This is a genomic window from Ruegeria sp. S263, from assembly GCF_056780525.1.
Window position 1 is genome coordinate 2,269,344 of the sequence record NZ_CM165558.1, and the last position, 11,970, is coordinate 2,281,313.

11 protein-coding genes are annotated in these 11,970 nt (G+C 56.8%); 6 read left to right on the plus strand and 5 right to left on the minus strand.

The window, feature by feature from the left end; translation table 11 throughout:
* The first annotated feature begins 552 nt into the window (after window positions 1–552).
* From ACT2B1_RS11320 to ACT2B1_RS11330, 3 genes are all read left to right on the plus strand, one after another.
* Window positions 553–1,989, plus strand: coding sequence for a Do family serine endopeptidase (locus ACT2B1_RS11320; RefSeq protein WP_171239385.1), 1,437 nt, complete (start codon window positions 553–555; stop codon window positions 1,987–1,989).
* A gap of 183 nt (window positions 1,990–2,172) precedes the next feature.
* A complete protein-coding gene (locus ACT2B1_RS11325) occupies window positions 2,173–2,853 on the plus strand; it encodes a response regulator transcription factor (RefSeq protein WP_171121197.1) in 681 nt (226 codons plus the stop codon).
* A gap of 49 nt (window positions 2,854–2,902) precedes the next feature.
* A complete protein-coding gene (locus ACT2B1_RS11330) occupies window positions 2,903–4,213 on the plus strand; it encodes a sensor histidine kinase (protein WP_481667756.1) in 1,311 nt (436 codons plus the stop codon).
* Here ACT2B1_RS11330 and ACT2B1_RS11335 read toward each other — a convergent pair.
* From ACT2B1_RS11335 to ACT2B1_RS11345, 3 genes are read right to left on the minus strand one after another with little or no spacing between them, the layout of a single operon-like run.
* Window positions 4,194–4,661 (minus strand): CYTH domain-containing protein, encoded by a 468-nt coding sequence (locus ACT2B1_RS11335; protein ID WP_171239387.1) that lies wholly within the window; start codon window positions 4,659–4,661, stop codon window positions 4,194–4,196. The genes ACT2B1_RS11330 and ACT2B1_RS11335 overlap by 20 nt on opposite strands.
* On the minus strand, window positions 4,658–5,413 hold the full coding sequence (locus ACT2B1_RS11340; protein WP_171239388.1) for a ParA family protein: 756 nt from the start codon (window positions 5,411–5,413) through the stop codon (window positions 4,658–4,660). The genes ACT2B1_RS11335 and ACT2B1_RS11340 overlap by 4 nt, the downstream gene beginning before the upstream one ends.
* Before the next feature lie 3 nt (window positions 5,414–5,416).
* Window positions 5,417–6,769: a CHAD domain-containing protein gene (locus ACT2B1_RS11345; protein WP_481667757.1), complete on the minus strand. Its 1,353-nt coding sequence runs from the start codon at window positions 6,767–6,769 to the stop codon at window positions 5,417–5,419.
* Window positions 6,770–7,256: 487 nt separating this feature from the next.
* On the opposite strand from ACT2B1_RS11345, the gene ACT2B1_RS11350 reads away from it, so the two are divergent.
* Window positions 7,257–7,604, plus strand: a complete 348-nt coding sequence (locus tag ACT2B1_RS11350) for a TfoX/Sxy family protein (RefSeq protein WP_171210652.1) — start codon at window positions 7,257–7,259, stop codon at window positions 7,602–7,604.
* 54 nt (window positions 7,605–7,658) lie between these two features.
* Here ACT2B1_RS11350 and ndk read toward each other — a convergent pair whose 3' ends face one another.
* Together ndk and ACT2B1_RS11360 are read right to left on the minus strand one after the other, a co-directional pair.
* On the minus strand, window positions 7,659–8,081 hold the full coding sequence (gene ndk / locus ACT2B1_RS11355) for a nucleoside-diphosphate kinase (protein WP_170352964.1): 423 nt from the start codon (window positions 8,079–8,081) through the stop codon (window positions 7,659–7,661).
* Between the two features lie 99 nt (window positions 8,082–8,180).
* Window positions 8,181–9,383 carry a multidrug effflux MFS transporter gene (locus ACT2B1_RS11360; protein WP_481667758.1) on the minus strand — a complete coding sequence of 401 codons (1,203 nt, stop codon included), beginning with the start codon at window positions 9,381–9,383 and terminating at the stop codon, window positions 8,181–8,183.
* Window positions 9,384–9,492: 109 nt separating this feature from the next.
* Between ACT2B1_RS11360 and ACT2B1_RS11365 the strand changes: the two genes are divergently transcribed.
* Window positions 9,493–11,346 carry an ABC-F family ATP-binding cassette domain-containing protein gene (locus ACT2B1_RS11365; RefSeq protein ID WP_481667759.1) on the plus strand — a complete coding sequence of 618 codons (1,854 nt, stop codon included), beginning with the start codon at window positions 9,493–9,495 and terminating at the stop codon, window positions 11,344–11,346.
* Window positions 11,343–11,963, plus strand: coding sequence for a MarC family protein (locus ACT2B1_RS11370; protein WP_171121189.1), 621 nt, complete (start codon window positions 11,343–11,345; stop codon window positions 11,961–11,963). The genes ACT2B1_RS11365 and ACT2B1_RS11370 overlap by 4 nt, the downstream gene beginning before the upstream one ends.
* Window positions 11,964–11,970: the final 7 nt, after the last annotated feature.

An 11,970-nucleotide genomic window follows, 5' to 3' on the forward strand; every position in this document is an offset into this window, starting at 1 on the left:
TCGGCTCCCCTCGCTTGGGCCTGATCATCGTCACCCATCGCGCCGGATCAGACAACGGGAAACTGGAAAGAACGGTAAATTTTCGACGTATCAGAATGGTTTTTGCGCAACATCCTGCCGAAGAAAAAACAATCATTGAGGGAACCGGAATTTGTGCTAACGGCGCTAAAATCGCCATTATGAGCGCTCTTATTCAACTAAAGACCAGTCACTTTTAGGCTTGTTGAAGCCAGTAAAGACTAAACCCCATACCTGGTCACAACCAAAACACGAGCGATTGCCAAAGGATCTGTGGATCCGTTCCTTTGTTAACCAAACTGTTTCAATTCAGCCCTTTTCAGGCATTGCCCGCATGTGCGTCAACAATCCAGTGATTCGAGCCGTTGATTCGCCTGGGCGCACGAAGTCTTACCGCCCAACCCGCGAATAAGACGGGCCCAATGTGGCGAAATTAAGATTTCTTAATCTTTCAAACAGGAAACACAAAGACTGATACATCATCTGCTGATGTAACGCGCGGCCGCAACCGCGTGATACAAACAGGAGACCAATATGAGCATCCGTAAATCCTCTCTTCTTACGCCACGCACGTCCAATTGGGTGGGTGTCACCGCACTGAGCACCGCTCTGCTTGCGACGACTGCCCTGCCCTCGAAAGCGGACGAAGCACTGGCCGATCTGGTTGAGAGCGTGTCACCATCCGTCGTGACGATCATCGCGGAACAGGACGCCACCGCGGTTCCGGCCAGAGGACAGGACTTTGATTTTGAAAGCCACCCGTTCGGTGAATTTTTCAAGCGGTTTGGTACGCCAGAAGGGTTCAACGCCCCGCAACGCGGCCCGGCACAAGGTCTCGGATCGGGCTTTGTTCTGGATGAGGCAGGATACATCGTCACCAATCACCACGTTGTCGACAACGCGTCCAACGTCACCGTTCGCCTGAGCGACGATCGCACCTTTGACGCCGAGGTTGTCGGGACCGACCCGCTGACGGACATCGCAGTTCTGAAGATCGACGCGGGTGAGTCCCTTCAGGCCGTTGAGTTGGGCGACAGCGACGTGATCCGCGTGGGCGAAGACGTTGTGGCAATCGGCAATCCCTTCGGCCTGAGCTCGACCGTGACAACGGGCATCGTTTCGGCCAAGGGTCGTAACATTTCTCAAGGACCATATGCCGAGTTCATCCAGACCGATGCGGCAATTAACAAGGGCAATTCAGGCGGACCGCTGTTCAACATGGAAGGCGAAGTTGTCGGCGTGAACTCGGCGATTTATTCGCCCAGCGGCGGGTCTGTTGGCCTAGGCTTTGCGGTGACTTCAAACATCGTGGAACATATCACTGCCGACCTGCGTGATGACGGTCAGGTCAGTCGTGGTTGGTTGGGTGTTTCGATCCAGAATGTCAGCCCTGAAATTGCCGCAGCGATGGGAATTGATGCCTCAAAAGGTGCGCTGGTTTCCGAAGTGGTCGATGGAAGCCCGGCCCAGGGAATCCTGGAACAGGGCGATGTCATTCTGACCTTCAACAATGAATCCGTCGACTCCAGCAGCGACCTGCCCTTATTGGTCGGCACGACGAAGGTGGGGACTGACAGCACTTTGACAGTTCTGCGCGATGGCAAGGAACAAAAGCTTGAGCTGACCATCGGCCAGCATCAAAGCGCCTCGGCAGACATCGACAAATCCGTTGATGAAACCATCTCGGGGACCGCATTGGGTGTAACCGTCGCACCGCTGACCGATACGACCCGTGCCGAGATGGGAGTGGGTGAAAATGTCAACGGCGTCGTCGTGACCGACCTTACGCCCGAAAGCCCGGCGGCCAAGGCTGGCCTGCAACGCGGCGACGTGATCGTGAAACTTGGCGGGCAGGAAACCGTTTCGCCGGATGCGCTGAAGGCCGCACTCGACAGCGAAAAGACCGATCCTGCGCTGGTTTTGATCAATCGTGGCGGCAACCAGATCTTCGTCGCGGTTGAAATCGCCTGATCAGACACCCGCGCGCGCCACGTGATGGGGAATATCTGGCGTGCGCCTCCCCGGCGGATTGAATTGTCCGCTATCTGCCGGGACTGCCGGGTGCGCAACGACGCACCCGGCACGTTCTTTCCCTAAAACCAGTGCTTTACCCGAAATTTTGTGTTTAAATACCGGTAGAAAGGAGTTCGGACCATGAGCCGTCGCCTGCTGATCGTTGAAGACGATGAAGACACCCGCGAGTTCATCGCCAAAGGGTTTGGCGAAGAGGGCTATGTGGTCGAACAGGCCGCTGATGGCCGTGAAGGTCTGTATCATGCCACCGACGGCGGGTTTGACGCCATTGTGCTGGACCGGATGCTGCCGGGGCTGGACGGGTTGTCGCTGATCCGATCCCTTCGGGCTGCGGGTCTGAAGACCCCCGTCCTGATGCTCACCGCGATGAGCGCAGTTGATGAGCGGGTTAAGGGGCTGCGCTCGGGCGCGGATGACTACCTTGTAAAACCGTTCTCTTTCCAAGAGCTGCACGCGCGGATCGAAGCGTTGTTGCGGCGCCCTCAGGAGGCCGAAGAAAACGCGACCTTGACCTGCCGCGACCTTGAGATGGACCTGCTGACCCGCAAGGTCACGCGCGACGGGCACGAGGTTTCGCTGACCCCGCGAGAGTTCCAGATCCTTGAGTATTTTCTGCGCAGAAAGAACCGCGTGGTGTCGCGCACGATGCTGCTTGAGGGTGTCTGGGATTACCACTTCGATCCGAATACGAACGTGGTTGACGTCCATATCTCAAAACTGCGGCGTCAGTTGGATGAAGGTGGCGGACCGCCTTTGATTGAAACCGTCCGGGGTGCCGGCTACATGATCTCTGATGGATAACCTTCAACTTTCCTTCAATAATTCCCGAACGAGATTGGTTTTCGCCAGCATGGTCCTCAGCACCTTGCTGACAGCGACGGTGCTGGCTTTGGTCTATGTCACGGCCAACCGCAGTATCGAAGGTGAAACACGATCGGTTGTATCCGCCGAACTGACCGGGTTGGCCGATGAATACGAAAGACGCGGCCTTATAGGTCTGTTGACGGCCATCGAACGCCGCTTGCCCTCAGCGTCCGAGAGGGATGCGCTGTACCTGTTAACCGATCGCTTTGGCGCGAAGCTTGCAGGCAATCTCAAACAATGGCCTGCGGACGTCACCGCCGGCAGCGGATGGGTGGATCTTGAACTTCGGCGCGCCGACAATGATGAACTGGTCCCCATTTCCGCCGCCTCGATCCGCTTACCGGGTGGTGAACGTCTGCTGGTCGGACGGGACGCCCTGGCGCGGCAGCAGTTTGACAGGGTTCTGTTACGCTCGGTTGGCATAGCACTGGCGATTGCCCTTGCGCTCAGTGTCTTAACAGGGTGGTTGTTTACACGACTAGTGTTCTCTCGCCTGTCAGATATAGCCAGCACCGCCGAGAATATCGTGTCCGGAGACTTGTCCCGGCGTATGCCCCTACGCGGGACAGGTGATGAGTTTGATCAGGTGGCCCGCACGCTCAACACCATGCTGGACAAAAACGAGGAACTGATCAGCAATCTGCGCACGACCTCAAACTCGATCGCGCACGACCTCAGATCCCCTCTGTCGCGCCTGCGCCAGAGAATTGAAACCCTGTCCGACCCAAGCAAAACTGATCTGGACCGCGAGATTGATGTGGCACGAGCCGCAGCGGAAATTGATCATGTTCTCAGAGTGCTGGGCCAGCTTACTGACATCTCGCGTGCCGAGGCCGGTGTGGGACGCGAGCAATTTGAAATCGTCGACCTGCAACAACTGGTTGGCGATGTTGTTGAACTTTATGAACCCGTGGCCTCGGATCAAGGAGTTCAGATCACCGTCAATGGAACGGCAAGACCAATTCAGGGTCACCGCCCTTTGCTGTCGCAGGCCCTGTCAAACCTGCTGGAAAATGCAATGCGCTATGCACCTGAAGATACATCCATCGACATAACAATTTCCGAGGATGGCCCGTTCATGTGCATGAGTGTCCGCGATCACGGCCCCGGCGTTCCAGACGAAGACCTGCCCCGCCTTCAAGTGCCGTTCGTCACGCTGGATCCCGCACGTACCGAACGAAACGCGGGGCTTGGGTTGGCACTGGTTGTCGCGATCTCGCACATGCATGGCGGTGCTTTCATGGCCTCAAACAGCAACCCCGGCCTGCAAGCGACCATCAAGCTGGGACGCCATTAGTCGCCATTGTCTTATTCTTGTACCGGTTGTCCGACGTCACGTCTGCGCCGAACCAATCCGGGGGCGTAAAGGCCACCGCCTCGGCCTCGGTCGAAAACTCGACCTCGACAAGTTGCAGCGGGGCTAGGTCCCCTTGAAACACATCCAGTTCAAACACACGCCCATCCGAGAGCACGCCGGTATACCTCTCTTTCTCGACCCGGCGTCCTTCGGTTTCAGGCCAAAAGGTTTCGAACTGCTCGGCTGAAATTTCCGCCTCACGCTCGACCCGAACCATCGAGCCACCGCCCTTGAGGGTCAGGTAGTAGTGATCGTTCTTCTGCCGAAGGCGCAATTCGGCCGAATCGTTAGGAGATGTCAGATAGCCCTGCCGCACGATGGCCTTATCCGCACGGCTTAAATCCGGCAGGTCAGCCACAAGGAATTTGCGTTCGATTTCGGTACTCATTTGTCTGAAACCACTCCGTTTTCCAACTCATCATAAAGCGCGCGATACGCGGCACTGGCCGCGCTGCGTCCCGCATAGACGCTGACGGGCGCCCTATTCTGCCCCATCCGCTCGGCATCCGCGGCAAACGGGACCGACGCCTGCAAGAACCGTTTTCGATACAGTTTTCGCATCACCATCATCGTTTCCACATGCAACGTCTTTCGGCGTTGGACCATCGAAAAGAAGGCGCGTAATTTTTTCTTTGGCAGCCCCTTCTGATCAAAGAAATTCACCAGTTGGTCGAAGGTCCGTTCGGACAGTGTCGTCGGTATGACGGGTACAACAATCTGGTCTGCGGCTTTGAAAATGTTCTCGGACAAGGTCGAAAAATTCGGCGGGCAGTCCAAAACGATCACGTCATAATCACTGCCTGCCGCAACCAGAGCTTTCTTCAACCGCGATCTCTTGTTGCGCATCCGAGACAGAAACACATCAAAGTCGCGAAAGGTCATATTCGCCGGCAGAACGTCCAGCCCTTCGAAATCGCTGGCACGGATAGATTTGGTAAAGCGCTCTACATCCTCGAAAAAACGGGCATCCGTCAGTTTCTTCGAAGGTTTGACACGCAGATAAAATCCTGACGCCCCTTGCGGATCGAGATCACACAGAAGAACAGTTTTCCCTGCCTTCGCATAGGCATAGGCCAGATTGACCGCAGTCGCAGTTTTTCCAACGCCGCCCTTGTTGCTGTAACAGGCTATGATCTTCAATCCCTAGTCCTCCTTGTGGTGAAACAGACTGCGAAACAGGTGTCGGATGTTCGGGCTGTCGAAATGCTGAAAATTGGCAATGACGCGCGCTCGCTCTGATTTCTGCCGCCGATACAGCATGGCAACCAACCCGCCGACAGACATAGCAAGTTGAGCGTTTGCACGATTTTGAGAGTTACTTTCCCGTGCAACAAATTCCAAAAGCGCCTCTTGCTGAACCGAGCAGTCATTGAACAATCCAAGGTTATCTTGCAGCTTTTTCAACGGCTTGATGATTGTTTTGAAATCCCCTGCGTCGAACAAAGGCCCAAAGAACTCCATCAGATATCGCAGCTTCTTGCAGTCGATCCGTAAATCATGAACCAATTCGTCTGGGGTTTCGGGGGTGATCTGCCGCGCCAGTTTGCAAACCTTTCGGTAGCGTTTCCAAATCAGGGCGCAGGCATACCCATAAGCCCCCCGACTTGCGTTGGGCCCGGGCTCAAGGCTTCCAACATCTGAAAAGAGTGCGGTCAGATCATTCAACTGACGATCATATTCAGCAGATTTGAACCGTCGCGAAAGAGTGCCAAGGGCTTGCAAACGCTCTTTTTCAAACTGCGCGAACATGGCCTCGGTGCCTAAGTGAAGGCCGGAGGGTAATAATTTGAAATATCTATCTTTATCCAGCAAATACACATCAAGATCACGAACCCGTCCCGTCGGGGCCATCAACTCTGAGAACGCGTGTTTCAGCTCGATTGTCTGCTCAGTTGAAAACACACCTTTAAACAGGCTCAACACCGACCTGACACGACGCAGGGACACTCGGTAATCATGCAGATACTCGGTGTCGATATCTGCAATTACACCTGCCTCATTTTGGCGCGCTACGGCTAGGAAAGTTCGAATGATGTCCGTTGCCACCTCGATGGACGGCTCTTCCTTGCTCAATGTGATATCCGGTTTTACGCGGTACGGAACCGCGTCTGGAAAGAGCGTCCCGAACAAAGCGTCTGCTCCGTTTGTCTTCGCTGCCAGTCCTTTCAACCTTGTGCAAACGGCGCTGAATGCACTGTCGTATCCTTTCAGCCGCTGAACGAACACGATACTTATTTTACCAACCTCAGAGTCCAAGGCATATACGCATCCACGGACCTGAGTTTTTTGTAGGCCATCCAGAACCGAAAACTCGTGAACTCGGAGCGTTCCTGTTCCAATGCTGGTCAACGCGCGTAATTTGGGAAAGCCCTGCAAAGCCGACTTTACGGCTCCGTCTGGAAGATCTTGAACAAACGCGCCGTTCCCCCGGGCGTTCTGCGCCAATACCTCACCACTGAATTGAAAAAGCAATAGCGACCCGGACGTTTCAACCAAGGCGTCTCCGGACATCCTGATTGACTGATCAAAGCAGTCCAGTATCTGAAATTTCTGAGCGGCCTTTGCGGGCTCAACCCTCAAGCAAAGTTTCTTTAGCGGCTTCGCAAGCAAAGAAGGTTCAAACCCGCCATGAATAACGAACAAAGCGTCCGCCCTTGTCATAGCGTGCGTTCCTTCCGTGGCGCTGCAAGGTGCTCGCTCACAAGGACTTCCACGAAGTTCTGCGCGCTTTCACCTTCTTCAATCGCGCGAAGCTTGAGTGGGTTCCCATCCAGCGGCAAAGATTTTTTCTTTTTGCCTTGGCTTCGTTCTTTGCGGATTCCTTGTTCTTGGACATCGGCACCTCGCTTGACAGGATGTTGTCATGCAATCGCATACGTCTGTCAAAAGCAAGCCTGCCAAACCTCACCTGATCTGGCTGACCTTACATACGCGGTCGGAACAAGTGGATGACAGCAGCAACTGGCATCGCTAAGACGCATGTATGACTGACCCGGTTTCATCCATCCGCAACCTTGGCCCCGCGTTTGAACAGGCCTGCGCGCGTGCGGGCATACACTCGGCTCAGGACCTGCGCGAGATGGGCGCAGATGCTGCGTATACCAAGTTGCTACAGTCCGGATCACGCCCGCATTTCATCGGCTATTACGTGCTGGTTATGGGGCTGCAGGGTCGCCCTTGGAACGATTGCAAGGGTGATGAGAAAAAGGCGCTGCGCAAACGGTTTGACGCAATCAAAGCAAGTGTCGGAACAGCGCCTGAGGCGCAAATGATTTCCGACCTTGATGCGATCGGCGTGCGGGTGTCACCGGACGATTTGAAACCCGCATAGAAAAAGCCGCCCTCAAGTTTTGAGGACGGCTTTTCAACTTGTTCCGGCAACGATTTAGCCGACCAGTTCAATGCCCGAGAAGAAGTAAGCGATCTCAACCGCTGCAGTTTCAGGTGCGTCCGAACCGTGGACCGAGTTTTCGCCAACCGATTCAGCAAACTCGGCACGGATGGTGCCGGCGGCCGCGTCTGCGGGATTGGTTGCGCCCATGACTTCACGGTTCTTTGCAATGGCGCCTTCGCCTTCCAGAACCTGAACAACGACCGGAGCCGACGACATGAATTCGCACAGTTCATCATAGAAAGGACGCTCGGCATGGACTTCGTAGAACTTGCCAGCCTGTTCTTTGGTCATGTGGATGCGCTTTTGCGCGACGATGCGCAGGCCCGCGTCTTCGAACTTGGCGTTAATCTTGCCAGTCAGGTTGCGGCGGGTTGCATCGGGTTTGATGATCGAGAATGTGCGTTCCAGTGCCATGTCGGCCTCTCCTTCGTGTTTGGCGCGCTGCGCCGAAATCCATCGCGCGCCGCCTAGCACGGTATTTGACCCAAGAAAAGCGTTATGATGACCTGACCGTCAGATCGCGTCGGGCAACGGCTCTACCCGGTCGACCCAGCGCACGTACAAAATGGCCAACAGCCCTGCAAAACTGCACGCGCTCATCATGCCCAGCACCAGGTAAGGACCGTTTTCGGGGCTGACCAGCGCCCCGGTCATTGATGTCAGCACCGCCCCTAAAGCGACAATCATCGCGCCAGATAAACCCGCCGCGCTGCCTGCCAGTTTCGGTCGAACCGACATTACTCCGGCCGATGCATTTGCGTTGGTCAAACCGTTTCCAAAGCCTACACAGATCGCTGATCCGAAGAAGACCCAGACAGACCCCAAGTCTGCCAAGAATAACAGCAGTCCGCAGAATGGACCGGTCGATGCCACGACTCGCCCGATCAGGATCATCGTCGTTAGGCGTGTTCGGGCCGCGATCCGCCCGGTGATGAAATTCCCCACCATGAACCCGCCAGTGATAATACCAATACCCAGCCCCAACGACGCCGGGCTAAGGTCGAACCAAGCGGCGGCCACAAGGGGCGCTCCCGTGATAAAGGTAAAGAACCCACCGATCGAAAATGCCGCGCACAAGGCGTATCCCCAGAATCGGCGGGCCCGAAACAGATGCGGGTATTCGCGCAGTTGAGCCGCAAACGTTGCTGATGGGGTGCTGTTCGTCTCGCCCATATCCAGCCAAAGCAGCGCAAACATCCCTGCCCCCAGCATGGTGAACAATGTGAATCCGGCCTTCCAACCGAACAGCATATCCAAGGCCCCACCCAGCATCGGACCCAGCATCGGCGCCAAGGCCATCGCCATGGCGACGTATCCCAGTTTGCTGGCAGCTTCATTCGGGGCGTATCTGTCACGGATCGACGCGCTTGATAAAACCGGGCCAGCAACCACGGCCGCCTGCAGCAATCGAAAACCCAGAAAGACCCAGATCGACTCGGCCAAAACGCACCCCAGCGAGGCGATTGCGAATATCCCCAACCCGATCAACATTATAGGTCGGCGCCCGAACCGGTCCGACAAGGGGCCCACGATAAGTTGCAATATCGCTGAAACCGCCAGGTAACCGGCGACCGAGAAGTTAACCAGTGCGTAGTCGACCTGAAAATCCTCGGCCATGCGTGCCAGTGACGGCAGGAACATGTTTAGCGACAGCACCGACAGTGCCGTCGCAAAGATCAAGGTGACCAAGGAAGGGGGCGTCTGGGCCGCTCGCATGGGTCAAGAAACCGTCTGAAATCCAATCGGACCAGCGCTATCACATCGTGTCCGGGAAGAACATGCCAAGCCGCTGGCGGCGGCAACACGGCTCTGCTAAGAGCGGCTCATGTTACGGATCGAAGACATCAACTATGCCGTCGAAGGCCGCCCCCTGTTCGATGGGGCCAGTGCGACCATTCCCGATGGACACAAGGTGGGCCTTGTGGGGCGCAATGGCACCGGCAAGACCACCCTTTTCCGCCTGATCCGAGGGGAACTTGCGCTGGAATCGGGCAATATCGTACTGCCGAAACGCGCGCGGATCGGTGGCGTGGCGCAAGAGGTGCCCTCGTCCGATGTCTCACTGATCAACACGGTGCTAGCCGCCGATACCGAACGCAGCGCCTTGATGGCCGAGGCCGACAGTGCCACAGACCCCTCGCGCATTGCCGAGATTCAGACCCGTCTGGCCGATATCGACGCATGGTCGGCCGAGGCGCGCGCGGCCTCCATCCTCAAAGGTCTGGGGTTTGATGATAAGGATCAACTGAAACCCTGCTCGGATTTCTCGGGCGGCTGGCGGATGCGCGTCGCTCTGGCGGCGGTGTTGTTTTCTCAACCCGATCTGTTGCTGCTGGACGAACCGACCAACTATCTGGACCTTGAAGGTGCGCTGTGGCTGGAAAGCTATCTGGCCAAATACCCGCATACAGTCATCATCATCAGCCACGACCGCGGACTGTTGAACCGCGCGGTGGGCTCGATCCTGCATCTGGAAGACCGCAAGCTGACCTATTACGCGGTGCCTTACGATAAATTCGCCGAACGCCGCGCGGAACGTATTGCGCAGGTGGAATCGGAGAACACCAAGGCCAAGGCCCGCATCGCCCACCTGCAAAGCTTTGTGGACAGGTTCCGCGCCAAGGCCACCAAGGCCGTGCAAGCCCAGTCGCGCCTGAAAATGATCGAACGCATCCAACTGGTCTCGACCCCGCAAGAGGCCGCCCTGCGCGCGTTCTCTTTCCCCGTGCCAGAAGAACTGTCGCCCCCGATCATCCATCTTGAAGGCGGGATCACAGGCTATGGCGACACAGAGGTGCTGCGCCGTTTGAACCTGCGCATTGATCAGGATGACCGCATCGCCCTGCTGGGCAAGAACGGTCAGGGTAAATCGACCCTGTCCAAACTGCTGTCCGATCGCCTGCCCCTGATGGCGGGCAAGATGACCCGCAGTTCCAAGCTGCGCATCGGCTATTTCGCGCAGCATCAGGTGGATGAACTGTATGTGGACGAAACCCCTCTGGACCATCTGCGCCGTTTGCGCCCGGATGAGGCACCGGGCAAATGGCGATCCCGTCTAGCCGGTTTTGGGCTGAACGCCGATCAGGCAGAAACGCAGGTCGGTCGTCTGTCAGGCGGTCAGAAAGCCCGCCTGTCGCTGCTGATCGCGACGATCGACGCGCCGCATATGCTGATCCTTGATGAACCGACCAACCACTTGGATATCGAAAGTCGCGAGGCGCTGGTCGAGGCGCTGACCGCCTATTCCGGCGCGGTGGTTCTGGTCAGTCACGACATGCATCTTCTGTCACTGGTGGCGGATCGGCTGTGGCTGGTTTCGGAAGGGACGGTCAAGCCGTTCGAGGGTGATCTGGAGGCATATCGTGCCATGCTGCTGGCCCGTGACAAACCGGTGAAGGAAAAGCCAGCAATCGCCAAGCCCAAACGCCCGTCACGTGACACCATGCTGGCCCTGCGTGCCGATCTGCGCAAATGCGAGGACCGGATTGAAAAGCTGACAGACATGCATGAAAAGCTGTCTGCGAAACTGGCGGACCCGGCGCTGTATGAAGATGACCGGATCAGCGATCTGGAATCGTGGAACCGCAAGTTCGCCGAGGTGGTCGAAGCCATGCAAAAAGCCGAAGCGTTGTGGGTCGCAGCCGCCGAACGCCTGGAACAAGCAGAGAGCGCGGCATGATTGATCTGGCCTTTTTCGTAACCGCATTCACCACTCTATTCGTGGTCATCGACCCATTCGGCACCACGCCCATCTTCGTGGCGCTAACGCAGGATATGGACGCCGCAACCCGTCGCAAAACTGCGATCCGCAGTTGCCTGACCGCCGTCTGCATCCTGATTGCCTTCGCCGCCTTTGGCGAGGCCGTGCTGGGCTTTGTCGGCATCTCAATGCCCGCCTTCCGCGTGGCGGGTGGCGCGCTGCTGTTCCTGACCGCGCTCGATATGCTGTTTGACCGCCGCACCAAACGGCGCGAGGACCGGGCCGAAGAAGAGGAGCACCCTGACCCATCGGTCTTTCCACTGGCCATTCCCCTGATCGCTGGGCCGGGGTCGATTGCAACGATCATTCTGCTGGCCGGTCAACACCCCGGCGTTCTGGGAATTGTCGAGGCTTGTGTGGTCATGTTGGCCGTTATGGCCGTTGTTTTCGCCTTTTTTCTGTCTGGGGGCGTTATCGCGCGCATTCTGGGCAAGACCGGCCTGAACGTCCTAACACGCCTGCTGGGAATGCTGCTGGCCGCCCTGTCCGTACAGTTCATTCTGGACGGCCTCAAAGCCTTTGGATTTGCGTCCTGACTCCCCA

Coding starts and splice junctions, on each gene's coding strand:
- ACT2B1_RS11330 (WP_481667756.1), top strand. CDS start 2,903: ATGGTCCTCAGCACCTTGCTGACAGCGACGGTGCTGGCTTTGGTCTAT.
- ACT2B1_RS11370 (WP_171121189.1), top strand. CDS start 11,343: ATGATTGATCTGGCCTTTTTCGTAACCGCATTCACCACTCTATTCGTG.
- ACT2B1_RS11350 (WP_171210652.1), top strand. CDS start 7,257: ATGACTGACCCGGTTTCATCCATCCGCAACCTTGGCCCCGCGTTTGAA.
- ACT2B1_RS11335 (WP_171239387.1), bottom strand. CDS start 4,661: ATGAGTACCGAAATCGAACGCAAATTCCTTGTGGCTGACCTGCCGGAT.
- ACT2B1_RS11360 (WP_481667758.1), bottom strand. CDS start 9,383: ATGCGAGCGGCCCAGACGCCCCCTTCCTTGGTCACCTTGATCTTTGCG.
- ACT2B1_RS11320 (WP_171239385.1), top strand. CDS start 553: ATGAGCATCCGTAAATCCTCTCTTCTTACGCCACGCACGTCCAATTGG.
- ACT2B1_RS11325 (WP_171121197.1), top strand. CDS start 2,173: ATGAGCCGTCGCCTGCTGATCGTTGAAGACGATGAAGACACCCGCGAG.
- ACT2B1_RS11365 (WP_481667759.1), top strand. CDS start 9,493: ATGTTACGGATCGAAGACATCAACTATGCCGTCGAAGGCCGCCCCCTG.
- ndk (WP_170352964.1), bottom strand. CDS start 8,081: ATGGCACTGGAACGCACATTCTCGATCATCAAACCCGATGCAACCCGC.